The organism is Pseudomonas sessilinigenes, assembly GCF_003850565.1.
GTDB classification, from domain to species: Bacteria; Pseudomonadota; Gammaproteobacteria; order Pseudomonadales; family Pseudomonadaceae; genus Aquipseudomonas; species Aquipseudomonas sessilinigenes.
Genome location: NZ_CP027706.1, coordinates 5681715 through 5707010, shown reverse-complemented (window position 1 = coordinate 5707010; position 25296 = coordinate 5681715). Strand labels below are relative to the sequence as shown.

Here is a 25296-nt window from a genome sequence, read left to right as displayed (position 1 = left end):
ATGAACAGCCGTTCGCCCAGTGTGGCGAAGCAGCGTGGCATGGCCATCATCAGTGCCTTGCTGATCGCCGCCGTGGTGGCGGTGATCGCGGGCGCCATGCTCACCCGCCAGACCTCCTTCATGCGCACCGTGGAAGCCGAGCAAGGGCGGGTCCTCGGCACCGGGGTGTTGCAGGGTGGCCTGGAGTACAGCCGCCTGTTGCTCTGGGATGCGCGCCAGCGTGACGTCCTGACCCGTCTCGACCAGGCCTGGGCGCAGCCCATCGGCGACCAGGCGCTAGGGGGCTTCAACGGGGCGTTCCAAGGCCGCCTGCAGGACCAGCAAGGCAAGTTCAACTTGCGCAACCTGGTGTTCCAGGGCGAGGTGGATGCCGTGCAACTGCAAAGCTTCGAGCTCTTGTGCCAGTCCCTGGGGATCGATACGGCCCTGAGCCGTCGCATCAGCCAGCGAGTGATCGCGTCCTACCCGCAACGCCTGGGCAATCCACAGGCCACCAGCGGTACTCGTGGTGCTTTCAACAGCGGCCGCCTGACGTCGCCAGGCGCAGCCGAACAGATCCTGCCGCCCCGACAGCCGATGCTGCGCAGCGTGGAGGAATTGCAGGGCCTGCAGGGCATGAGCGATGCCATGCTGGCGCGTCTTTCCCGCTATGTCAGCGTGCTGCCGGGCAATACCTGGGTCAATGGCAATACCGCCCCGGCCGAAGTATTGGCCGCGGTGGTCCCGGGGCTGGCGTTGTCGCGGGCCAAGGCCTTGGTGGCGGAGCGCGATGCCGGGCACTGGTTCATCAACCGTGGCGATTTCGTCAACCGTTTGCGCATGCCGGAAGTGGCGGTGGAGCAGATCCGGGTCGGTATCACCAGTGAATGGTTCCTGCTCCAGGGCCAGGCGCGCCGCGATCAACGCCGGGTGAGCCTGCAAGCTTTGTTGCACCGGCCCGAGGACCGCATGCCCCAGGTGATCTGGTCGCGGGTGGGAGCATGAATCGCCTGCGCATCGCCTTGCCGCCCCTGGCGGAACTGGGCCCGAGCGAACAGCCCTGGCAACCCCAGGTGGACTTCGCCCGCCTGGATCGTGCATCGCGGGTGGTGGAAACCGGTCGCTGCCCGCTCGGGCAACTGGGGGCCTTGGGCAAGGGCGCCAGGCCGCTGCCAGTGGAGTGCTTCCTGCATCCGCAAGACAGCCTGCTGACCAGCATCGAACTGCCGCAACTGCCGGCGGCCAGGATCAAGGCCGCGGTGACCTGTGCCGCCCAGGCATTGATCCTGGGGCCCCTCGAACAGATGCATGTGGCCCACGGCCCGCGGGACTCGGCCGGGCAAGTGGTGCTGGGCTGGCTGCCACGGGAGCGCCTGCAGGCCTTGGGCAGTGAGCTGGAGCGGGCCGGGCTCAAGCTCCAGGGGCTGTATCCGGCCCCTTATGCCTTGGCCGTACCGGCTCCGGCGCAGGTGAACCTGTGCCTGGTGGATGGCCAGTTGGTCCTGCGGCACAGCGCCGGGCAGGGCAGTGTGCAGCCCTTGCTGCCGCAGTCCCGGCCGGAGGGTGGCCAGGAGCCGCCAGCGCAGCCGCAGTGGCAGGAAGCCCTGGAGCAGTTGCGCAGTACGGCCGGCGAACTTTGCTGGATCGGCCATGAAGCCCCACCGGGTATCGTCCAGCATCTGGCGAGCGAACAACGCTGGAGCGGCCCGGCCCCGGCCTGGAGCCTGCACGCAGGAGCGGCCACTGGCCGGGTCGCCGCCAAGGGCTGGGGGCGGGCCCTGGGTTGCTGCGCCCTGGCGGTGGTGGTCTGGGTGGCGGGGCTCAACCTGTATGCCGCCCGTGAAGCCGAGCAGGGGCAGCGGCTCAAGACCCAGATGAACCTGCGAGTACGGCAGGTGTTCCCCGAATTGCCGGTGGTCCTCAATCCCCTGCAGCAGGCGCGCCAGCAGCTGGCTGCACGCCAGAGCGGCAACTCGGCCGAGCCGAACCAGGGGTTTGCCAACCTGCTGCTACAGGCCGCAAGCGCCATGCCATTCATGGTCGGCAGTGTGCAGCGCCTGACGTTCGCCCAGGAGCGCCTGCAACTTGAACTGCTGCCCGATACCCCCATGACCGCCGATGACACCTGGCAAGGCGCCTTGGCCCAGGCGGGCTATAGCGTGCAGCGTGAGGCCAACGGTTGGAGCCTGGTCCCAGGCGGGCAGCCGACCGGGGAGCAGGAGAGCGCCGGGAGAGACGATGATGAGTAAGGCCATGCTGGCACCGTACCGGGCGCGCTGGTCGCGCCTGCAGGCCCAGGCCCTGGGCCATTGGAATGGCCTGGCCCTGCGGGAGAAACGCTTGCTGGCCGGCACTGCCGCGGGGCTGCTGGCCTTGTTGTTGTGGTTGCTGTTGATCCAGCCGCCGCTGCGCAAGATCGAATACTGGCAGGCCGAGACGCCCAAGCTGCGCTCCCAGGCCGAGGCCCTGGAGGTACTGCTGCATGAAGTCGCGCCAGGCGCTGGCGATAGCGCCGGGGGGAGCCTTGAGCAGTCCTTGCGCCAGACCCTGGACCAGGCCGGCCTGAAGGATCGCTACCAGTTGCAACAACCTGATGAAGCCGGCCCCGAGAGCTGGCGGCTGACCTTTGAGCAGGCCCCGGCAGATGCTGTGGTCGGCTGGCTGCTAGGGGCTCCCCGGCAGCTTTCACTGCAGGTGGTGGAGGCTCGTCTGCAACGCGCAGCCGAGGCCGCCGCCGATGACTCGGCAGGCACACTGTCCGGGACCGTTCGCATGGATCAGGCGCAGGGCGCTAAGGAAGCTTCATGAAGTGGTCAGGTTCCATCTACGTGCGCCAGTGTCGCAAGGCTGCACCTTTCCTGCTGCTGGCGCTGGGGGCTTGCAGCAATACCCAATCCACCACGCCACCGCCCTTGCTGGTGGACAGTGAACTGGGCCAACCCCTGGCCGATACCCGGCGTGGTGGCGATGTCCTGGCTGACCGCCAGCGCTTGCAAGCGCAACAGGCCCAGCGTCCCAAGGTCGTGCATCCGGTCACCAGCAACCGGGCCTCGGGGGCTTCGCGTAGCACCAGCGTGCCGCGCAATCCCCTGGGCGACCAGCCGGTGCAGTTGAACTTCGTCGAGGCCGATATCCAGGCCGTGGTGCGGGCCTTGTCCCGTTCCACCGGCCAACAGTTCCTGGTGGACCCCAGGGTCAAGGGCAACCTGACCCTGGTCAGCGAAGGCCAGGTGCCCGCGCACCAGGCCTATGACATGTTGCTGGCGGCCCTGCGCATGCAAGGCTTCAGCGTGGTCGATGTCGGCGGCGTGGCCCAGGTGGTGCCCGAGGCCGATGCCAAGCTGCTGGGCGGACCGATCTACAGCGCCGACAAGCCGGCGGGCAACGGCATGCTGACCCGCACCTTCCGCCTGCAGTACGAAAACGCGGTGAACCTGATCCCGGTGCTGCGGCCGATCGTTTCGCCCAACAACCCGATCAATGCCTATCCGGGCAACAACACCATCGTGGTCACCGATTACGCCGAGAACCTGCAGCGGGTGGCGCAGATCATCAGTGGCATCGACACCCCGAGCGCCATCGACACCGATGTGGTGGCGGTGCAGAACGGAATCGCCGTGGACATCGCCACCATGGTCTCCGAGTTGCTGGAGACCCAGGGCAGCGACCAGACCCAGAAGATCAGCGTGATCGGCGATCCGCGTTCCAACTCCATCATCATCCGCGCCGGCAGCCCCGAGCGCACCGAGCTTGCGCGCAACCTGATCTACAAGCTGGACAACGCCCAGAGCAACCCCAGCAATCTGCACGTGGTGTACCTGCGCAATGCCCAGGCCGGCAAGCTGGCCCAGGCCCTGCGCGGCCTGCTCACCGGGGAAAGCGACAGCTCCAGCAACGATGGCGCCCGGGCCATGCTCAGCGGCATGGGCGGCGGCACCGGCGCCAGCCAAGGCAGTAGCCAGGCGGGCAGCACCAGCGGCGCCAGCACCAGCTCCAGCCTGGGTAACAGCAGTAGCAGTAGCAAGGGTTATGGCCAGGGCGGCAGCACTAGCAGCGGCCTGGGTAGCAATGGCCAGCAGAACGACCAGAACACCGCCTTCAGCGCCGGTGGCGTGACCATCCAGGCCGACGCCACCACCAACACCCTGTTGATTTCCGCGCCGGACCCGCTGTATCGCAACCTGCGGGAAGTGATCGACCAACTGGACCAGCGCCGGGCCCAGGTGGTGATCGAGAGCCTGATCGTCGAGGTCAATGAAGACGATGCCAACGAATTCGGCGTGCAGTGGCAGGCCGGCAACCTGGGGGGCAAGGGTGGTTTTGGCGGGGTCAACCTCGGCGGCAGCGGCGTGGTGGGCAACCCGGGCAGCAAGACCAGCATCGACGTGTTGCCCAAGGGCCTGAACATCGGCGTGGTCAATGGCACCGTGGACATCCCGGGGATCGGCAAGGTCCTGGACCTCAAGGTCCTGGCCCGGGCGCTCAAGAGCAAGGGCGGCTCCAACGTGCTGTCGACGCCGAACCTTCTGACCCTGGACAACGAGGCCGCGAGCATTTTTGTCGGCCAGACCATCCCCTTCGTCACCGGCAGCTATGTCACCGGCGGCGGTGGCAACAGCAACAATCCGTTCCAGACGGTGCAGCGCGAGGAGGTGGGGCTCAAGCTCAATGTGCGGCCGCAGATTTCCGAGGGCGGCACGGTCAAGCTGGACATCTACCAGGAGGTCAGCAGCATCGATGCCCGGGCTTCGGTGGCGGCCGGCACGGTCACCCAGAAGCGCGCGATCGACACCAGCATCCTGCTCGACGACGGGCAGATCATGGTGCTCGGCGGACTGCTGCAGGATGGCTATAGCCAGAGCAACGATGCCGTGCCGTGGCTGTCGAGCATCCCGGGGTTGGGAGCGCTGTTTCGCAACGAGAAGCGCAGCATCAACAAGACCAACCTGATGGTGTTCCTGCGACCCTACATCATTCGCGACAGTGGGGCGGGGCGCAGCATCACCCTCAATCGCTACGACTTCATGCGCCGGGCCCAGGGCCAGTTGCAGCCCGAGCACAGCTGGGCCATGCCGGACATGCAGATGCCACAATTACCTCCGGCGGCCAAGGCCATTCCCGGCGCGCAACCGGTGTCGTTGCAGGACGCGCCCCAGGGCATCCGGGCGACCATCCACGCGGTGCCAGTGCAATGAGCCGGGCGCCAGATCCGAGTCATGGCCTGCTTCGTGCGGGGATTCCTGGACGGATGGAGGTTTGGCGATGACTTCCCAGCTCCCCTATGCCTGGGCCAAATCCCATCGCATCCTGCTGCGCCACGACGAGGAGGGCGCGGTGCTGCTGGTGTGCGCCTCGACCCCTGGCTGGTCCATCAGCGAGGCCCGGCGCCAATTCGGTCCGGCGCGCCTGGAGCGGGTCCGCGACGACGAGCTCGACGGCTTGCTGGCCACGGCCTATGCCGACACCGGCAGCGCCGCGGCAGTGGTCGGCGCGGCGGAGAACGAGGTCGACCTGGACCGGCTGATGCAGGATATGCCGGAGGTGACCGACCTGCTGGACACCCAGGATGGCGCGCCGGTGATCCGCATGATCAACGCCTTGCTCACCCAGGCGGCGCGGGACGAGGCCAGCGATATTCATATCGAGCCCTACGAGACCCATTCGGTGGTGCGCTACCGGGTCGACGGCACCCTGCGCGACGTGGTCTCGCCACGCAAGGCGCTGCACGGGGCCCTGGTGTCGCGGATCAAGATCATGGCCCAGCTGGACATCGCCGAGAAACGCTTGCCCCAGGACGGCCGGATCGCCTTGCGGGTCGCCGGGCGGCCCATCGATATCCGCGTGTCCACGGTGCCCACCGGCCATGGCGAGCGGGTGGTGATGCGCTTACTGGACAAGCAGGCCGGGCGCCTGCAACTGGAGACCCTGGGCATGGACCCGGCACTGCTGGCCCGGCTCGACGGCCTGATCCGCCAGCCCCACGGCATCGTCCTGGTCACCGGGCCCACCGGCAGCGGCAAGACCACCAGCCTCTATGCGGCCCTGGCCCGGCTGGACGCCAGCACCAGCAACATCCTCACCGTGGAGGACCCGGTGGAGTACGACCTGCCGGGTATCAGCCAGATCCAGGTCAACGCCAAGATCGACATGACCTTCGCCCTGGCTCTGCGCGCCATCCTGCGCCAGGACCCGGACATCATCATGATCGGCGAGATCCGTGACCTGGAAACCGCACAGATCGCGGTCCAGGCGTCCCTCACCGGGCACCTGGTGCTGGCCACCCTGCACACCAACGACGCGGTGTCGGCGGTCAACCGCCTGATCGACATGGGGGTCGAACCCTTCCTCCTGGCGTCGTCGATGCTCGGGGTATTGGCCCAGCGCCTGGTGCGCCGGCTGTGCAACCAATGCAAGGCGCCCGATCCCGCCAATCCTGGTACCTGGCACCCGGTGGGTTGCCCGGCCTGCAACCATATCGGCTACAGCGGGCGTACCGGCATCCACGAACTGTTCTGCATCGACGATGACATCCGCAGCCTGATCCACCAGGGCGCGGATGAGCAGGCCCTGAGGGCCTCGGCGCGGCGGGCGGGGATGTTCAGCATGCGCGAGGACGGTGAGCGCTGGGTACGCAGCGGCACCACCGCGCCGGAAGAAATCCTTCGTGTGACACGGGACGCCTGATGAATCGTTATCGCTACGAAGCCGCCGACAGCCACGGCAAGATCGAATCCGGGCACCTGGAGGCCGATAGCCAGGGTGCGGCCTTCGCCACGTTGCGCAGCCGGGGCCTGACGGCCCTGGACGTACGGCTGGATGGCAACCAGGGCGCAGGCGGGGCAGGGGGGCTGTTCAGCCCCAGGCTCTCGGACAACGACCTGGCCTGGGCGACCCGCCAATTGGCCAGCCTGCTGGGCGCCAGCCTGCCGCTGGAGGCGGCGCTCAGCGCCACGGTGGAGCAGGCCGAGCGCAAGCATATCGCCCAGACCCTGAGCGCGGTGCGCGCCGATGTGCGCAGCGGCATGCGCCTGGCCGAGGCGCTGGCGGCCAGGCCGCGGGATTTTCCGGAGATCTACCGAGCGCTGATCGCCGCTGGCGAGGAATCCGGCGACCTGGCCCAGGTCATGGAGCGGCTGGCGGACTACATCGAGGAGCGTAACGGCCTGCGGGGCAAGATCCTCACGGCCTTCATCTATCCCGGGGTGGTGGGCCTGGTGTCCATCGGCATCGTGATCTTCCTCCTGAGCTATGTCGTGCCCCAGGTGGTCAGCGCCTTTTCCCAGGCGCGCCAGGACCTGCCAGGGCTGACCCTGGCGATGCTCAACGCCAGTGACTTCATCCGCGCCTGGGGCGGCTTGTGTTTCGCGGCCCTGGTGGCCGGGTTCTGGGGCTGGCGGATCTACCTGCGCAACCCCCAGGCACGCTTGAACTGGCATAGCCGGATCCTGCGCCTGCCACTGGTCGGGCGCTTTGTCCTGGGCCTGAACACCGCGCGCTTCGCCTCGACCCTGGCCATCCTCGGCGGGGCCGGGGTGCCATTGTTGCGGGCCCTGGAGGCCGCGCGCCAGACCCTGTCCAACGACCGCCTGAGCCACAGCGTCAACGAGGCCACGGCCAAGGTCCGCGAAGGCGCCAACCTGGCGGCCGCGCTGCGGGTGGAGAAAGTCTTTCCGCCGCTGTTGATCCACCTGATCGCCAGCGGTGAGAAGACCGGCGCCTTGCCACCGATGCTCGAGCGGGCGGCGCAGTCCCTGTCCAGCGATCTGGAGCGCCGGGCCATGGGCATGACCGCGCTGCTGGAGCCGCTGATGATCGTGGTCATGGGCGGCGTGGTGCTGGTGATCGTCATGGCGGTGCTGCTGCCGATCATCGAGATCAACCAGCTGGTGAGCTGACGGCGCCAGCTTTTTTCAGCCGGGTGCTAACGCTCCCGACTCCCAGGATAAGGATCCTCGGGTTCCTCGTTCTGTCATGTTCCAGGCTTGCCTGCCCGGCCGGCAACGGCTTGGCGCTGGTGCCGGAGAAACCGTCTGCAACCTGGCTGTCACCTTGGGTAAAAGGGCCTTAAAAAAGGCCCTGAACACCCGAGAATCTTTTGCAAAAACAGCCGGCTTCTCCCGAGCATTTTTCCTTTAACTGTCACCGGAAGCTGCGAACTTCTCTCCCCATGGCCTCACCCATCAAGCCCTCTGGATCAAGGCTTCTGGCCCGAGTGCCATGGCGTCATGCAAGAGCTATTCACCCAACGTACGAACACGACGAAAGGAGATTCTTCATGTTTAAGCGCAATGTTCTCGCGGCATCCCTGACCCTGGCCGCCCTGTGCTCGGCACAGGCTGCACTGGCTGACATCAACGGCGGTGGCGCTACCCTGCCACAACCGCTGTACCAGACCGCTGGCGTTCTGACCGCCGGTTTCGCTCCCTACATCGGCGTAGGCAGCGGCAACGGCAAGGCTGCCTTCCTGAACAACGACTACACCAAGTTCGTGGCCGGCACCACCGGCAAGAACGTGCACTGGGCCGGTAGCGATTCCAAACTCAGCACCACTGAGCTGGGCAACTACGTCACTGCCCACCAGGCTGCCTGGGGCAAGCTGATCCAAGTGCCTTCGGTGGCCACTTCGGTTGCCGTTCCATTCAACAAGGCCGGCACTGCTGCCGTTGACCTGAGCGTCAACGACCTGTGCGGCGTGTTCTCGGGCCGTGTCAACAACTGGAGCCAGATCGCTGGTGCCGGCCGTACTGGTCCGATCACCGTGGTCTACCGCAACGAAAGCAGCGGCACCACCGAGCTGTTCACCCGCTTCCTGAACGCCAAGTGCGCTGAAACCGGCACCTTCACCGTGACCACCAACTTCGCTTCCAGCTACTCGGGTGGCTTGCCAGCCGGTGCCGTGGCCGCTGTGACCAGCCAGGGCGTGATGGACGCGCTGAACGCTGGTGATGGTCGCATCACCTACATGAGCCCTGACTACGCCGCGCCAAGCCTGGCTGGCCTGGACGATGCGACCAAGGTGGCCAAGGTTGCCGGCGTTTCGCCAGCTCCTGCCAACGTTTCGTCCGCTATCGGCGCTGTTCCAGTACCTGCCGTGGCCAGCCGTGGCGACCAGAACCTGTGGGTTCCGGTCTTCACTTCCCAGGCCAACATCGACGCCAACCCTGGCGACAAGAGCCTGCGCCTGTACCCAACCAGCGGCTACCCGATCCTGGGCTTCACTAACCTGATCTTCAGCCAGTGCTATGCCGACGCTACCCAGACCTCCCAGGTCCGGACTTTCTTCGCTCGCCACTACGGTGCCGGCGCTCTGTCCAACAACGACACCGCGATCAAGAACAACCGCTTCGTGCCGCTGCCAGATGCCTGGAAAACCGCTGTACGTGAGGCTTTCCTCACCACCACCAGCGACCTGAACATTGGCCAGGCCAGTGTTTGCAACGCCATCGGTCGTCCGCTGTAAGGCTGGTTCCCAGCTGACTGCAACACCCGGATCAGCAACGGTTTCGACCGTTGCTGATTTTTTCATTCAGGCCCCGACGAACTGGCGCACGGACAGACAGCGTGCGCGCTGGCCGGCCTGCTTCACGCTCGTCATACAAGAGGGTTTGTCATGCCAAAACATCAAGGGTGGATAGCATCGATGTTGTTCGCAGCCTTGTGCATGCAGCAGGCACAGGCGGATATCAATGGGGGTGGTTCGACATTGCCTGCGAAGCTGTACCAGACGCCGGGTGTCCTGACGGCAGGTTTTGCGCCTTATCTGGGCATGGACCGCGGGCGGGACAAAGCGGCTTTCCTGCGTAACGATTACAGCCTGCTCAGCTCTCTGCCCAGTGATCGGAATGTGCATTGGGCAGCGAGTGAGTCCAAGCTCAAGTATTCCGAGGTAGGCGACTATTTCTCGGCTCACCATGCTGACTGGGGGCCTCTTATCCAGGTGCCGTCGGCGGCCACTACGATTGCCATTCGATTCAACAAGGCCGGCAGTGCCGAGGTGGATCTGAGCACCAATGATCTATGCGGGATATTTTCAGGTCGGGTGAATGATTGGAGACAAATCAAGGAGTCGGGGCGCACAGGTCCGATCACTGTGATTTATCCCAATATCGCAAGCGGTAGCACCGAATTGTTCACCCGTTTCCTGAATGCCAAGTGCGTTGAAACCGGCACCTTCGCCGTGACCACGGATTTCGCGTCCAGTTATTCGGGTGGCCTGCCGGCAGGAGCCCGCTCAGCCAATAGCAGCGAAGCGATAATGGAGGAACTGTATGTATTAGACGGCAGAATCACCTTTATCGGGCCAACCTACGCCGCCGCGACACTGGAAGGCTTGAGCGACGCGACCAAGGTCGCCCGTGTCAATGGTGTGTCGCCAACTCCGGCCAATATTTCCGATGCCATTGCTACTGTTCCGGTACCTGCGGTGGCTGAGCGCAGAGATCAGAACCTGTGGGTTCCGGTCTTCACTTCCCAGGCCAATATCGACGCCAACCCTGGCGACAAGAGCCTGCGCCCGTACCCAGCCAGCGGCTACCCGATCCTGGGCTTCACTAACATGCTCTTCAGCCAGTGCTATGCCGACGCCACCCAGACCTCACAGATACGCAGTTTCTTTTATCGTCATTACGGCGCCTTGGTAAGCAACGATGCAGCTATTCGTGATAACCGATTGGCGCGTCTACCCGCCGCCTGGAAAACCGCAGTGCGTGACGCCTTCCTCACGCCTACCAGCCCTTTGAGCATCGGCAACGCCAACGTCTGCAATGGCATCGGTCGCCCACTCTAGGGGCTGCCACAGAGCATCTGGATGATCGGCGACGGGCGTTTTCGTCGCTGGCCATCGAGTCCTACACCGCACAGATGAATTTTCCATGACATCAGTTCGGTCGCATCCCCCGACAACGGCCTATCCCCTAGAGCAGTGACGCGCGCCCTGGGCCGTACAGCGTCGCGCACCCCTGGGCGTCATAACAAAGGATGAGTAGTAATGGTTCGCTGCAAACCACCGGTTAATACCCCTGGCCTGGACTCCCAGGCGCCGATCCTGCGGCTCAAGCCCCTGGCCCAGGCCATCGCCCTGTTGCTCATGGCCGGCAGTGCCCACGCAGCCCCGGCGTTCAGTTCCGGCTGGTTCGCCGACAAGGGCGCCTCCCAGGCGGCCACTGCCGCGCGGCCCGGTGCCCAGGTGCCGGGCATGCCGCCACCGTTGTCCCAGCAGGCCCAGGTCAACCAGCAGTTGCAGCGTTCCCTGGGCAACCTCAACTCCACGGTGGCGGCCATCGCCGCCCAACAAGCGGCCCAGGCCGCCGCTCGCCAGGCCGCGCTCGGCACGGTCAGCCGCATTCCCGACGGCCTTGGCCAGGGCGGGCTCAAGGTCGACAACAGCCTGACCCAGGGCTGGATCAACGCCAAGGGCCCGGTGCAGAGCCAGTCCGGCGGCAAGACCACGGTCACCATCGAACAAACCGCCGACAAGGCCATCCTCAACTGGGAGACCTTCAACGTCGGGCGCAATACCACGGTGGACTTCCAGCAGCAGTCCAATTGGGCGCTGCTGAACAAGATCAATGACCCCAATGGTCGGCCCAGCGAGATCCAGGGGCAGATCAAGGGTGCCGGCACGGTGATGATCATGAACCGCAACGGGGTGATCTTCAGCGGTACCAGCCAGGTCAACGTGCGTAACCTGGTGGCGGCCGCGGCGACCATCAGCGACGAGCAGTTCAGCAAGCGTGGGCTCTATGTGGATGCCAGCGGTACCCAGCCGACCTTCAGCGATGCGGCAGGCAAGGTCCAGGTCCAGGGTGGGGCGCTGATCCAGACCCACGCCCCGGCGACCTCCACCGATGCCGGTGGCTATGTCCTGATGCTGGGCTCGGAGGTGGAGAACGCCGGGACCATCGTCACCGCCAAGGGCCAGACCGCCCTGGCTGCGGGCGATAGTTTCTACATCCGCCGCGGGGTGGGGACCGAGGGCAACCAGCGCTCCACCACCCGTGGCAATGAAGTGGCTACCTCGCTCAAGCCCGGCAGTAGCGCAGGCAAGGTCAGCAACAGTGGGTTGATCATGGCCTCCACCGGCGACATCACCCTGACCGGGCACCAGGTGCAGCAGAACGGCGTGGCCCTGGCCAGCACCTCGGTAGATACCCGGGGCACCATCCACTTGCTCAATGCCGCCAGCGACAGCACGGGTAGCGTGACCCTGGGGCAGGGCAGCACCACGGCGATTCTCCTGGACAGCAGCGGCAATACCGCCCTGGACAGCCAGCGCAACAGTGGCCTGGGCAACCTCGACGGCAGCCCGACCAACCTGATCACCGGCCAGTTCAATAACCTCAGCAGCGTTGCCGACCGTACCGACCAGTCCCGGGTGGAGATCGTCAGCGGCGGCACCGTGGATTTCCAGAAGGGCTCCATCACCCTGGCCACCGGCGGCCAGGTAGCGGTCAGCGCCGGCCAGCGCAGCCTGGTGCGCGACGGTGCGGTGATCGATGTCGCCGGCGCCCTCGGGGTCAAGGTGGCGATGGAGTCCAACAACGTCAAAATCAACGTCCAGGGCAATGAGCAGCGTGATTCGGCGGGCAACCGTGATAGCGGCAAGCTGATCAACAGCGATGTCTGGGTCGACCTGCGAGAGCTGGTGTTCGTGCCGGCCGGCACCAATGGCTACGCCACCGATCGCTGGTACACCGCCGGTGGCCTGCTGGAAGTGGGCGGCTACCTGGGCACCCAGCGGCATAACGTCGGTGAGTGGATGGCCCAGGGCGGCACCCTGACGTTCACCGGCAAGGAGGTGGTGACTCAGTCCGGTGCTCAGCTGAACCTGTCCGGTGGCACGGTGGACGTGCAGGACGGCTACATCCAGCAGACCTGGCTCAAGGGCGTGGACGGGCGCCTGTATGAATTGTCCCGGGCCCCGGGAGACCTGCTCTACACCGGGATCTACAAGGGCTATGTGGACAGCAGCCCGCGCTGGGGCCGCACCGACTATTACTACAACCCGCTGATCGCCCAGCAGCAGCGCTACGAGGCGGGCTACACGGTGGGCCGTGATGCCGGCAAGCTGGTGATCGGCACCGGCAGCGCGGTGCTCGAGGGGCAACTGCTCAGCGATGTGTACAAGGGCGACCGCCAGACCCAGGTGCCCAACGTCAATCTCGATGGCTACCAACAGTCCCACAAGGCCGCGGCCCAGCGGGCGCAACTGATCATCGGCAACTACACGCCGATCTACAACAAGGCCAATGGCACCCTGCGCTATGCCCTGACCCCCACCGTGGACCAGGTGCTGATCGCGGCTAACCAGCAGAAGATCGCCGACGGCCTGGACCTGGGCAGCGCCTTGCCCGCCGATCGCCAGGGGCGCTTGGTGCTCGACAGCGACCAGCTCAATGCCCAGCAGCTGGGGGCGATCAAGGTCGGCGCCCGGCAACAGATCCAGGTCAACGGCGCGTTGACCGTGGCCGACGGCGGCGACATCACCCTGTTCGGTCCCCAGGTCAAGATCAACGCCAACCTCACGGCCCATGGCGGCAGCATCAACGCTGGTAACGTGCTGAACCAGGTGGATGTCAACCGCAACTTCGTGGTCGGTGACGTGATCTTGGCGCCTACCGGCAATGCCCAGGCTCGGGTCGATGTGGCCAGCGGGATCAAGCTGGATGCCTCCGGGCGCTGGAACAACCTGGTCCTGGACCCCTCGAACAACCTTGGCGTGCCCTTTATCAACGGCGGCAAGGTGTCGCTGCGCAGCAGCGGCGACCTCAACCTGGCCAGCACCTCCCTGGTGGATGCCGGCTCCGGCGCGACCATCGGCTTCGATGGCAAGACCACAGGTGGCAAGGGCGGCGACGTGACCCTGGCGGCGGACGGCAAGCTGGACTTGTCCGGGGAGCTGCGCGGCTATGGTGTCAACGGCGGCGGCACCCTGGCGCTGCAGGCACACAAGGTACTGATCGGTGCCGGCAGCACCGTGCCCGAGGCGGGCACCGTGCAACTGGCGCAAGACTTCTTCAACAAAGGCTTCTCGGCCTATGACATCACGGGTAACGAAGGGCTGAAGGTGGCCGACGGCGCCAAGGTCGAGGTCAATGTCCCGATCTATCGCTTTGGCTCCCAGGCCACCAATGCCGTCACCGGGAGCGACCCGGGCAGTGTGCTGGAGCGTTGGCTGCCGGACCTGTACCAGGAAGATCCGGCCAAGAGCGTGCTGACCCAGCGCCGTGGCGCCGGATTGACCCTGACCGCCGGCAACCAGTATTCCACCGGGGCGCAACTGGCGAGCACCGCGCTTGAGGTCGGCAAGGGCGCGGTGATCAGCGTCGATCCCGGCCAGGCCATCAACCTGCGCAGCGTCGGTCAGTTGACCCTGAGCGGTACCCTCAATGCCTGGGGCGGTAGCGTTAGCCTGGGTGGCCTCACGGTGGCCAGTTCCGAGGCGGCCAATGCCGCAGGCCATGGGCGCTCGATCTGGGTCGCCGAGCAGGCGCTCATCGATGTCGCGGCCCGGGCGGTAAGCGCGGTGGACAGCCAGGGGCGCAGTTACGGCCAGGTGCGCAATGGCGGCAAGATTTCCATCGGCGGCGAGATCAACCTGGCCACGGGCATCGCCAAGGCCAGTGACCTGTTCGTGGTGGTGCGCGATGGCGCACGGCTGGATGCATCGGGTACCCAGGCGGCCCTGGACATTCCCGGTCAAGGCCGGGTGCAGGTGGCCAGCCAGGGCGGCAGCATCAGTTTTGCTTCCAACAATGGCCTTTACCTGGACGGCAGCTTCGTCGCCCGAGCGGGTGGTACTGGCGCAGCAGGCGGTAGTTTGTCCGTGGCCCTGGAGAGTCCTTACTACACCAAGAACGCGGTGACCGACCGGGTGCTCAAGGCCCGCGAATTGGTACTCAGCCAGACTCACCAGGCCAACGTCCTGCCCGGATCGCCAGAGTCTGCGGCCAGCGCTCTGGAGTATGGCCATGGCCGCCTCGGTGCGGATCAGGTGGCGGCCGGCGGCTTCGACAACCTGGCCTTGCTGAGCAACGGCCTGTTGAGCTTCGATGGCGATGTGTCGCTGAACCTGGCCCAGAGCCTGCGCCTGTACAGCGGCGCCCTGAGCTTGGCGGAAGATGCCGCGGCCAAGACTCGGGTCAAGCTGTCGGCGCCTTACCTGTTGCTGGCGGGCATTCTCGCGCCCCTGGAGGCCAAGGACCTGTATGTCCGCCCGGTGGTGGCCGTCGGCAAACCATCGCAACGCTCTAGCCAGGCACTGTTTAACGCCAGCGGCAACCAGATCGATGTGCGTGGCAACGTGATGTTTGGCAGCAAGGGCGACTTGCGCCTAGCCGACAGCAGCCTGGTGAACATCGAGCGCCGTGGCTTCGATCACGTCCAGCTCGACAGCCAGGGCGATCTGCGCTTCCTCGCCGGTGTCGGCGCCGATGTGATCGCCAAGGGCATCAGCACCCAGCTGTTGACCCAGGGCGATATGACCCTGCGCGCCGCGCAGTTGTACCCGGGCACCGAGGTCGGGGCTCGGGTGATCGCCGGTTATCGAGGCGAGCCTTCGGGTGCCAGTATCGATTTCGACCCGGTACGGACCTTGACCATTGCGCGTAATGGCAACGCTGACCTGGCCGTGCCGTACTCGGCCTTCGGCCGCCTGCAACTGGGCGCCGCGACCATCAAGCAGGGCGGCGTGCTGCGCGCGCCCCTGGGCCTGATCGAGATCGGCAACCTGGGCAGCAGCAAAGTCCAATTGCTACCGGGCAGCCTGACCTCGGTCAGCGGCAAGGGCCTGGTGCTGCCTTATGGCGGTACCGTCGATGGCCAGCTCTACAAGTACAACGGCAAGACCGTGAACTTCGTGGGCCAGGGCGGGATGGTCAATGAAAACAGCGAGCTGAGTGTCGGCGTGATCCTGGGCGGCAAGTCGGTGAAGGTGCAGCAAGGGGCGACCCTGGACCTGTCCGGCGGTGGCGAGTTGCTGGGCGCTGGCTTCATCTCCGGCCGTGGCGGCTCCACCGATGCTCGCTACAACCCGCTGGTGCAGATCGGCACCAACGGCGGCCTGGTCCTGCCGGGCCTGGCCAGCAACCCGATCTACGCCATTGTCCCCGGCACCCAACCCGGCTACGCGCCGGTGGCACCGGAAGGCGGCGCGGTGGACCCGATGATCGGCCAGCAGGTGACCATTGGTGCCGGGGTTCCGGGGCTGGCGGCGGGTACCTATACCCTGATGCCGTCCACCTACGCCCTGATGCCGGGGGCCTTCCGTGTGGAGATTAACGGCCTGGCGGGACTTGGCAGCGAGGGCTCGGCCCAGCAGATGCGCAATGGTTCCTGGGCCACCGCCGGGCGCTTGTCCATCGCCAACACCGGGATCGGCAACAGTATCGCCAGCCAGTTGATCCTGACCTCGGCCGATACCTTGCGTCGTTATTCGCAGTACAACGAGACCAGCTACGCGCAGTTCGCCATGGCCGACGCGGCCAGGCTCGGCGTGCCACGGCCGCTATTGCCGGTAGATGCCAAGACCCTGAAGCTGGCGCTGGAAACCGGTGCCGGAACCGAGGCGTTTTCCTTCCAGGGTACTGGCCGTTTCGAGGCCGCAGCGGGAGGCTTTGGCGGTACTGTTTCGGTATTGAGCAGGAGCGATGGTGACGGCATCGAAGTGGTGAAGGCCGGGCAGTCGGCCACTGACGGGTTTACCGGGATCACCCTGGATGCCGACAGCCTCAATGCCCTGGGTGCTGCCCGCCTGATGCTCGGCGGCCTGACCCTGGTCAAGTACGGCCAGAGCGGTAACCTCATCACCCTGGCCGAGGGCACCAGCACCAGCAATGGCTCGATCATCCTGCGCCAGGGCGCGGCCCTGGCGGCGCCGGAGGTGTTCCTGGTGGCCAACACCGGCAAGATCCTGGTGGAGCAGGGCGCCTCGATCAACACCATCGGCCGTGGCAAGGCCAGCTATGACGCGCGGGATGGCTTCGTTTACCAGGTGGGCAACATGCTGGCGGTGTCCAATGGCTTGCTCAATGTGGTGAGTGCGCCTGCGACCCAGCAGTCCAGTGGCGGTATCCGGGTGGGTAGCTGCAACACCAGCCTTTGCGCCGGACAAACCGCGCTGTACTCCGAGGGCAGCATCGTTGCCCTGACCGACAAGACCTTCGAGCTGGGCGACCAGGTACGCTATGGCACCCGGCACCTGAATCTGGGCTTGAGCAGCATCAATGTGGGCAGCCCCGAAGCCCTGGCTGCGGCAGCCGCGGGTAATCGCCTGCCGGCCGGCATGACCCTGACCCAGCAAGTGCTGGATCGCCTGTTGCGCGGCGATACCCAGTTCGGCGCCCCGGCCCTGGAGACCCTGCAACTCTCGGCCCGGGACAGCTTCAACTTCTACGGCAGTGCGGGCCTGGATACCTACGATCCGGTGACCGGCAAATCGTTGCTGAGCAACCTCATGCTCTCGACTCCGGCCATCTACGGCGCCGGTGGTGCCAATGACGTGGCCACTATCCACACCGCCAACCTGATCTGGCAGGGGGCTGTGAATCCGGCCGGGGCGGTGGTGGCCGGCGGCGCCGGGACGGGCAGTGGGCTCCTGGATATCAACGCCGAGCGCATCGAGTTCGGCTACGGTGCCTTCGCCCAGCCGAGCACCACCAAGACTTTCGATCGCCTGGCCCTGGGGTTCGCCAACGTCAACCTCAACGCCAGCCAGCGCATCACTGCCAACCACAAGGGCAGCCTCGCGGTGTACCAGAGCCAGGGTGCCTACGATCCGCTCAAGGGTTTTACCTACAGCGGTGGCAACCTGACTATCCGCACGCCGTTGATGACCGGCGAAGCCGGTTCGGTGAATCGCATCACGGCCGGTGGCGCCATCGATATCGGGGCCACGGCCGGCCCTCGTGGCCAGGCCAATGGCCAGGGCGCCGAGTTGTCCTTGAGCGGTGACAGCATCCGCCTGGCCAGCGCCGTGGTCCTGCCCAGCGGCAAGGTGACCCTGGATGCCCGTGGCGATGTGCAGCTCACCGACACTGGGCTGATCGATGTGGCCGGGCGTGCCATCGCCTTCAACGATCTGACCAAGTACGGAGCCGGCGGTGAGGTGCTGCTGCAGAGCCGTACTGGCAATGTATTGCAGGCGGCGGGCTCGAGCATCGACCTGTCGGCGCAGAACAACCAGGCCGGCAAATTGCGCGCAGTGGCCCTGGACAATGGTGCCGGCCTGGTGGACCTGGCGGGCAAGATCCTTGGCGCCAGCAGCGGCTCTTACGATGCCGGCGGTACCCGGGTGCCGTACCTGGGCGGCGCGGTGGAAATCCAGGCCCAGCGCCTGGGTGGCAGCGGTACCCTGGACGAGCAGTTCGCTGCCCTCAACCAGCGCCTGAACCAGGGCCAGGTGTATGGCGCGCGCAGCTTCCAGCTCAAGCAGGGCGACCTGACCATCGGCAATGGCCTGAAGGCCAACAGCATCAACGTCTCCCTGGATAACGGCAGCCTGCGGGTCAATGGCCTGGTGGACGCCAGTGGCGAGCGGGTCGGCAGCATCAACCTGGCGGCCGGCAAGGGCCTGGCCCTGGACTCCGGCGCGGTGCTCGACGCCCATGGCAGCAAGCTGCGGGTGGACAGCTACGGCAAGATCATCGATGCGCCCAACCGCGCCACGGTGGTGCTGGGGTCTGGCAAGGGCCAGTTGACCCTGGCCGAGGGCGCGCGCATCGACCTGCGCCATGGCACGGAGGTGGCGGTCGGTGGCGCTGCGGGACAAAACGACGGCCGCAGCCGTGGCACCCTGGAGCTCAATGCCCCACGGATATTCAAGCCCGACGGCAGCAGCGACGATATTGCCATCGATGCCCGAGGCCGCCTGGATATCCAGGGTGCGCGCTCGATCGCGGTCAACGGCATGGTCAGCTATGACGATGCGCCGCAGAAGAACGATGCCGCCAGCGGCCGTCCCTATCAGGAAATCACCCAGGATTACCTGGACCAGAAGCACCAGCTGAGCAGCGCCTTTATCAACGCGGCCCTGCAGAACAGCGACCTGATGCAGAACAAGCTGGCCGGGCTGAACAACGCAGGTTATGCCGACGCCTTCCACCTGCGCCCCGGGGTCCAGATCGTCAGCAAGACCCCTGACGGCGACCTGGTGGTGCAGGGCGACCTGGACCTGTCCGGCTACCGCTATGCCAGCGTCAACCCCCACAGCCAGAAGACTTCGGTGTATGGCTCAGGCGAGGTCGGAGCCCTGGTGTTGCGCGCCGGTGGCGAGCTGAGTATCTACGGCAGCATCAACGACGGCTTCGCCCCGCCACCGCAGACCGTGGACGACAAGGGCTGGGTGCTGTTGCCAGGCGTGGACTTCACCGGTGGCAACATCATCGTGCCGGGCACCGGGGTGACCCTGGCCGATGGCACCAGCTTCCCCACCGGCGCGACCCTCAACTATGACCTGCCGATCAAGGGCCTGACCCTGGCGGCAGGTACCCGCTTGCCGGTGACCGCGATCCTCGACCAGAGCCTGGTCCTGCCGGCCGGCACCGTGCTGGCAGCGGCCATCCGTGATGCCGCCGGCAACTTGCTGTTCGCCGCCGGGACCCTGCTCGGCGAAGCCCAGACCCTGGACGCCGGGACCCAGCTCGAGGCCGGCAGCCTGCTGGCCCAGAACACCCGGGTCAAGGCCATGACCTGGCCCAAGGGCGTGGGCCTGCCAACGGCCGTTGGCGGCCAGGTGTTGCTCGATGGCAGCCAGCCGTTGGCCAAAGGCGCGCTGATTCCTTCCGGCACCAACGTCAAGCTGCCGGACGGCGTCAGCTCCATCGCCTTGCGTACGGAGGAGGTGGGGCGCCAGGGCAAGCTCTGGGCCATTGCGCCGATGCTCGCCGAGGGCTCGCAGTCCTGGTCCCTGCGCCTGGTGGCCGGGGGGGATACCGAGGCGGCCGACAGCCGCATCCTGCAAGCCAATCCGAGCCAGGGCGACCTGCATCTGGCCGACAGTCACTACGGCATGTTCGCCAAGGAGGTACCGGCCAAGGGCGTACAGACCTGGACCCAGGACGCGGTCAACGACCTCGCGGCCATGGGGATCGATGTCAAGCTTGGCGATCCAGTGGACCAGAAGCTCCTCGACGATCTGGGCATGGGTTCGATCGACGACTTCTGCGGTGCCAGCCCTGTCTACTGCGCAATCAGGGTCAACTACGGCTGGAGCGCCCTGGTCGTACACGACCTGGCGGACCTGGGCGTCGTGGTCAAGGAGGGCGACCCGATCGACCAGAAGGTCCTCGACGACCTGGGCCTGGGCAGCATCAGTGACTTTTGTGCTGCGTCCCCGGCCTATTGCATCTCCTTGAGCAACAAGGAGTATGCCCCGATGCCGGGCAGTACCCGCTTCAGCGTGATCCGCACCGGGACTGGCGATCTGGAACTGCTCAGTGCCGGCAACCTGAGCATGGACTCGCTGTATGGGGTTTACACCGCGGGTACTTCGTCACTGGCCACTGCGCCAGGTTCTCCTTACAACCAGGCCAAGGCTCCAGGGCGGGGCACCACGGTGCTCAACGACGTGAACAGCTACTTCGAGAAGTTCGTCGATGGCGGTAGCGAAAGCCTGTACCGCGCCTGGTATCCCGATGGGGGTGGCAACCTGAGCCTGCGGGTCGGCGGCAACCTGACCGGCAATATCGTGGATACCGCCGCGGAGTCCCAGGCCCGGCCCAATCCCCAGGACAGCGGCCATGACTCGACCCAGGTCGGCAACTGGTTGTGGCGCCAGGGGGGAGGGCAGTCCTTGCCGACGGCCTGGTGGATCAACTTCGGCAGCTACACCGCCACCGCCACCGCCGACCAGTTGGTGGGCTTTACCGGTTTCGGCACCCTGGGCGGCGGCAACCTCGATGTGCGGGTGGCCGGCGATGCCGGCGTGCTGAAACCGCTGGCCGGCAGCGTGCTGGAACGATCGGCCAACCCACGTACCCAGGGGCTGGTGCTGGCGGTCGGCAGCACCGGCAGGGTCACCGCCGATGGCGGACTGCAATTGACCGGTGGCGGAGACCTGCGCTTTGAGGTGGGTGGCGGCCTGAACCCAGGCAGCAGCCTCACCAAGCAAAGCCAGACTGACGGCGTACTGCTGAATCTGCGCGGCAATGCCCAGGTGCTCGGGGCTTCGGTGGGCAGCCTGGACCTGCACTATGGCAGCCGTCCGGAAGACCGCAGCGCGGGAGAAACCCGGGCCTTCGATCCTGTACGGGCCACTACGGCCCTGGCGGCAGGGGGGATCACCCTGGTGCCGGGCGATGCCACTTTCAATCTGTCGACCCGCGGTGACCTGGTACTGCAAAGCGTGATCGATCCGGGACGCACCTCGTTGATGAACGGTTATGCCCTGGAGGGTATCCAGGGTTCCGGGAAAACCTGGTTCTCCCTATGGACCGACCGCACCGCCATCGACCTGTATTCCGCAGGCGGCAATGCCACGCCGATGATGACGGCGGTGGAATCCGACCTCGCCGTCGTTTATCCGTCGATCCTGCGGGTAACGGCCGCCAGCGGCAGCCTGTACTACGGCAGCGCGAAAGGGGTCGGTACGGTGAACAACAACCGCTCGACCCTGGTGCTAGCGCCTTCGAACAACAGCCAGCTGCAGTTGTTGGCTGGAGATTCGATCTATGGCGGGAACCTGTCCATCAACCAGTCTTTCGCCGCGCCCACCACCCTGGCGACACCTTTCAACCCGGCCTATGAGGCGAGGAATGGGAACGGAGTGCTGATCCCCGGGATGGGCAACCTGTCCGCGGATGCGAACCTTGCCGGCGACAGCTATCCACTGTTCACTTTCGGTTCTCCTTCGGCCACGGGGGGCTGGCAACGCAATAGCGGCCCGGCGCGTTTTTATGCGCTCAAGGGCGACCTGCTGGCGGTCGGCAGTGGTCGTAGCCTGGTGTTCACCGATAGCGATCGGCGTTTTGGCCAGACTCGTTATGAGGGTGGCGGTCCGGTATGGATGATGGCCGGGCGCGATATCGTCAGCAGTGGAACCTCCCTGGACGGTGCTCGAGTAGGAGGTAATGAGCTTGGCTATTACACCTTCACTGGCAACCTGTTCATCCACGACAACCCCAACGATATCTCCATCGTCAGTGCCGGGCGCGACGTCCTCTACAGCAACTTCAACGTCGCCGGCCCCGGTACCCTGGAGCTGACGGCGGGGCGCAACATCCTGATGGAGGACAAGGTCAGCGTCACCAGCCTCGGCGCCGTGGCGCCGGGTGACAGCCGCCCGGGGGCGAGCATCGTGATGCAGGCCGGGGTTGGGACCAGCGGGCCGGATTATCGACGCTTCGTCGAGGCCTACCTCGACCCGGCCAACCTGGCCGGTAGCGGCGAATCCCTGGTTGGCAAACGAGTGGCCAAGACCTACGAGAGCGAGTTGCTGGCCTGGCTGGCCGAACGCTTCGGTTTCGTTGGCAGTGCTGCCGAGGCCCGGGCCTACTACGCGGCCTTGCCGGCGGAACAGCAGCGGGTGTTCGCCCGGGATGTGTATTTTGCCGAGCTCAAGGCCGCTGGCCGCGAGTACAACCAAGAGGGTGGGGTACGCCAGGGCAGCTACGCCCGGGGCCGGGCGGCCATTGCCGCGTTGTTCCCGCAGACCGACGTGGCCGGCAACCCGATCACCTACAAGGGCGATATCACCCTGTTCGGTGGTTCCGGGGTACATACCAACTTTGGTGGCAAGATCCAGATGCTGACGCCGGGCGGCAGCCAGACCTTTGGTATCGAAGGCGACGCGCCACCGGCTTCGGCGGGGATCATCACCCAAGGCGCCGGGGACATCCAGCTGTACTCCCTGGGCAGCATCCTGCTGGGGCAGAGCCGGATCATGACCACCTTCGGCGGGGCCATCATGGGCTGGTCGGCCGAGGGCGACATCAACGCCGGCCGGGGTTCCAAGACCACCGTGGTCTACACCCCGCCCAAGCGGGTCTACGACAACTGGGGCAACGTCAGCCTGGCGCCATCGGTGCCCAGTACGGGCGCGGGGATCGCGACCCTGGCACCGATTCCCGAAGTGCCGTCGGGGGATATCGACCTGATCGCTCCTTTGGGTACGGTCGATGCCGGCGAAGCGGGGATCCGGGTTTCGGGTAGCGTCAACGTCGCAGCCTTGCAAGTGGTCAACGCCGCGAATATCCAGACCCAGGGCAAATCCTCGGGGATCCCGGTGACCGCGACGGTCAACACCAGTGCCATGACCTCGGCCAGTGCAGCAGGCTCGGCGGCTTCCCAGGCTGCGCAAGATGCGGTGCGCAACCAGCAGACAGCCGCGAGGCAGGGCCGGGCGTCCATCGTGACCGTGGAGGTGCTGGGTTTTGGCTCCGAGCAGGTGGAGCGTGCGCGGGAGGAAGCCAGCCATGCCCCGGCCTACAACCCGGACAGCCCGGTGCAGGTGCTGGGCGCCGGGCCGCTCAACGACCAGGCGCGAGCCCGCCTGACCGAAGAGGAGCGCAAGCAACTGACGCTATAGGTTTTCTTGTGGTAGTCACGCTTGGGGCGATCGTCGATCGCCCCTTTTTTTGTCCGGATCAGGCTGGGGGCTGGCCGGGATGGTCCAGCAGCCAGTCGAGAATGTCGTCCCACAGGGGCTGGGCATCGTCGCGGAAGTAGCCCATGTGGCCATAGGGGCGGGCGCCGGCTGGCGGCTTGAGGTCGAGCCGGGTCATGGGGGCGTTGCAGTAGCCCTTGGCGAAGGCATCCAGCGAGCGCGGCGGGGCCCAGGGATCGTCCACCGAGGTGGCGAACAGACAGGGCGTGCGTACGCTGGCGTAGCGCTCGGCCAGGTGGGCCATCTGCGGGTCGTCGAAGTAGTAGTGCGGGTATTCGCACCAGCGCTTGAGGTCGCGGTAGACCCCCAGCGGCAGGTCCTCGCCCATGCCCAGGAGGCTCCAGGCCATATAGCCCTTGTACGCCACCAGCGGTGGCAGGATGAGCTTCCAGAGCAGGCGCATTTTCAGTGCCTCGCGCCAGTGCATCCAGCCGCTCCAGCCGGCGCCGCTACCCAGGCTGTAGCAAGCGCTGACGGCCTGGTGGTTGGGTAGCAGGCCGAAGGCGTGGCCGCCGAAGGAGTGCCCGACCCAGTACAGCGGCAGCGTTTCGTGGCGCAGCAGTTCCACCGCCGCGGCCAGGTCCTGGTAGGCCCAGTCCAGGAAGGACATGGCAAACCCCTTCAGGCTCCCGGCGCGGGATTGGCCGATACCCCGGTAGTCCAGGGTCAGCACGTTGAAACCGCGACGCGCGGCATGTTCGGCGAAGCGCCGGTAGAAGCGTTGCTGGACGCCGGCGGCGCTGGCCAGGAGCAGATTGCCCCTGGCAGTGCCGATGGCCGGGTAGCGCAGGGCACTCAGGCGATAGCCATCGGCGGCCACCAGGGTCAACGGCTCGCTGTTGACGGACGGCTGATCGGCACGGACTGCAATGTTCAATACAAGCCTCCTTGAGGCAGAGGTTCGGGACGGGCAGGGCGGTTCAACGACCCAGGAATACCGGCTGGCGTTTTTGTAGCATGGCCATCACTCCCTCGCGAGCGTCTTCGCTGCGAACCTGCTGCATGAGCTGCGGATTGAGCTGGGCCAGGGCCGCTTCATCTCCCTGCTCCAGGGCGAGGAAGGCCGACTGCAAGGTCGCCCTGACCGCCAGCGGCGCAGCCCTGGCGATGCGCTCGGCATAGTCGATGGCCCGGGCCAGCAGTTGTTCGGGGGCCACCACTTCCACCAGCAGGCCCATGTCCAGGGCCGTGGCCGCATCGAATTCCTCGCCGGTGAGCATGTAGCGCATGGCCCGGGTCCAGCCGGCCACCCGGGGAAAGCGCAGTGTGGCGCCGCCGGCCGGGGAGATGCCGCGCAGCACTTCCAGCTGGGCGAAGCGTGCATTGCTGGCGGCGATGGCGATATCGGCGTTGAGCAGCAGCTCGATGCCGGCGGTCCAGCAGGCGCCCTGTACCGCAGTCACCACCGGTTTGTTGCGCCGGGGCCCGACCACGCCCCAGGGGTCGATGCCGTCTTCGGGGTAGGCGATGCCGCCGTTGGCCAGCTTCGGCGTCAGCTCCATCAAGTCCAGCCCGGCGGTGAAGTGCTCGCCGTGGGCGAACAGCACCGCGCAGCGCAGTTGTTCGTCGCGCTCGTATTCGCCCAGGGCCCGGGACAGGTCCTCGAGCATGGCGCTGTCGAAGGCGTTGCGCTTGGCGGCCCGGTCCAGGCCGATCAACAACACCTGGCCCCGTTGCTCCCGGGTGACCCGGCCCGTTGTACCAGTGGCTTGGTTCAT

At 66.0% G+C, this 25296-nt stretch carries 11 protein-coding genes; 9 read left to right on the top strand and 2 right to left on the bottom strand.

What is annotated here, in order from left to right; translation table 11 throughout:
- The 9 genes from gspK to C4K39_RS26100 all read left to right on the top strand — a co-directional run bounded on the left by gspK (position 1) and on the right by C4K39_RS26100 (position 23500).
- Entirely contained in the window at positions 1-984 is a 984-nt protein-coding gene (gspK, locus tag C4K39_RS26140; RefSeq protein WP_068588933.1) for a type II secretion system minor pseudopilin GspK, read from the top strand.
- A complete protein-coding gene (gene gspL / locus C4K39_RS26135) occupies positions 981-2228 on the top strand; it encodes a type II secretion system protein GspL (RefSeq protein ID WP_124347786.1) in 1248 nt (415 codons plus the stop codon). The genes gspK and gspL overlap by 4 nt, the downstream gene beginning before the upstream one ends.
- Positions 2221-2787, top strand: coding sequence for a type II secretion system protein M (locus C4K39_RS26130; protein ID WP_068588928.1), 567 nt, complete (start codon positions 2221-2223; stop codon positions 2785-2787). Before gspL ends, C4K39_RS26130 begins: the two co-directional genes overlap by 8 nt.
- Positions 2784-5174, top strand: a complete 2391-nt coding sequence (gene gspD, locus C4K39_RS26125; RefSeq protein WP_124347785.1) for a type II secretion system secretin GspD — start codon at positions 2784-2786, stop codon at positions 5172-5174. Before C4K39_RS26130 ends, gspD begins: the two co-directional genes overlap by 4 nt.
- A 67-nt stretch (positions 5175-5241) precedes the next feature.
- Entirely contained in the window at positions 5242-6663 is a 1422-nt protein-coding gene (gspE, locus tag C4K39_RS26120; protein ID WP_124347784.1) for a type II secretion system ATPase GspE, read from the top strand.
- Positions 6663-7874, top strand: coding sequence for a type II secretion system inner membrane protein GspF (gene gspF / locus C4K39_RS26115; protein ID WP_068588917.1), 1212 nt, complete (start codon positions 6663-6665; stop codon positions 7872-7874). The genes gspE and gspF overlap by 1 nt, the downstream gene beginning before the upstream one ends.
- A 380-nt stretch (positions 7875-8254) precedes the next feature.
- The gene (locus tag C4K39_RS26110; RefSeq protein WP_068588914.1) at positions 8255-9439 is read left to right on the top strand and encodes a substrate-binding domain-containing protein; all 1185 of its coding nucleotides are present in this window, start codon (positions 8255-8257) and stop codon (positions 9437-9439) included.
- A 150-nt stretch (positions 9440-9589) separates the two neighbouring features.
- Positions 9590-10765: a substrate-binding domain-containing protein gene (locus tag C4K39_RS26105; protein ID WP_068588909.1), complete on the top strand. Its 1176-nt coding sequence runs from the start codon at positions 9590-9592 to the stop codon at positions 10763-10765.
- 201 nt (positions 10766-10966) lie between these two features.
- Complete coding sequence (locus C4K39_RS26100; protein ID WP_124347783.1) at positions 10967-23500, top strand: filamentous hemagglutinin family protein; 12534 nt, start codon at positions 10967-10969, stop codon at positions 23498-23500.
- 58 nt (positions 23501-23558) lie between these two features.
- Here the strand turns inward: C4K39_RS26100 and C4K39_RS26095 are convergent, their stop codons facing one another.
- On the bottom strand, positions 23559-24455 hold the full coding sequence (locus C4K39_RS26095; protein WP_124347782.1) for an alpha/beta hydrolase family protein: 897 nt from the start codon (positions 24453-24455) through the stop codon (positions 23559-23561).
- A gap of 43 nt (positions 24456-24498) precedes the next feature.
- Positions 24499-25296: a crotonase/enoyl-CoA hydratase family protein gene (locus tag C4K39_RS26090; RefSeq protein ID WP_068587140.1), complete on the bottom strand. Its 798-nt coding sequence runs from the start codon at positions 25294-25296 to the stop codon at positions 24499-24501.

What these genes read in the sequence shown, in the direction of transcription:
- C4K39_RS26110 (WP_068588914.1), top strand. Translation starts at nt 8,255, where the DNA reads ATGTTTAAGCGCAATGTTCTCGCGGCATCCCTGACCCTGGCCGCCCTG.
- gspE (WP_124347784.1), top strand. Translation starts at nt 5,242, where the DNA reads ATGACTTCCCAGCTCCCCTATGCCTGGGCCAAATCCCATCGCATCCTG.
- C4K39_RS26130 (WP_068588928.1), top strand. Translation starts at nt 2,221, where the DNA reads ATGAGTAAGGCCATGCTGGCACCGTACCGGGCGCGCTGGTCGCGCCTG.
- C4K39_RS26100 (WP_124347783.1), top strand. Translation starts at nt 10,967, where the DNA reads ATGGTTCGCTGCAAACCACCGGTTAATACCCCTGGCCTGGACTCCCAG.
- gspL (WP_124347786.1), top strand. Translation starts at nt 981, where the DNA reads ATGAATCGCCTGCGCATCGCCTTGCCGCCCCTGGCGGAACTGGGCCCG.
- gspF (WP_068588917.1), top strand. Translation starts at nt 6,663, where the DNA reads ATGAATCGTTATCGCTACGAAGCCGCCGACAGCCACGGCAAGATCGAA.
- gspK (WP_068588933.1), top strand. Translation starts at nt 1, where the DNA reads ATGAACAGCCGTTCGCCCAGTGTGGCGAAGCAGCGTGGCATGGCCATC.
- C4K39_RS26090 (WP_068587140.1), bottom strand. Translation starts at nt 25,296, where the DNA reads ATGAACCAAGCCACTGGTACAACGGGCCGGGTCACCCGGGAGCAACGG.
- gspD (WP_124347785.1), top strand. Translation starts at nt 2,784, where the DNA reads ATGAAGTGGTCAGGTTCCATCTACGTGCGCCAGTGTCGCAAGGCTGCA.
- C4K39_RS26105 (WP_068588909.1), top strand. Translation starts at nt 9,590, where the DNA reads ATGCCAAAACATCAAGGGTGGATAGCATCGATGTTGTTCGCAGCCTTG.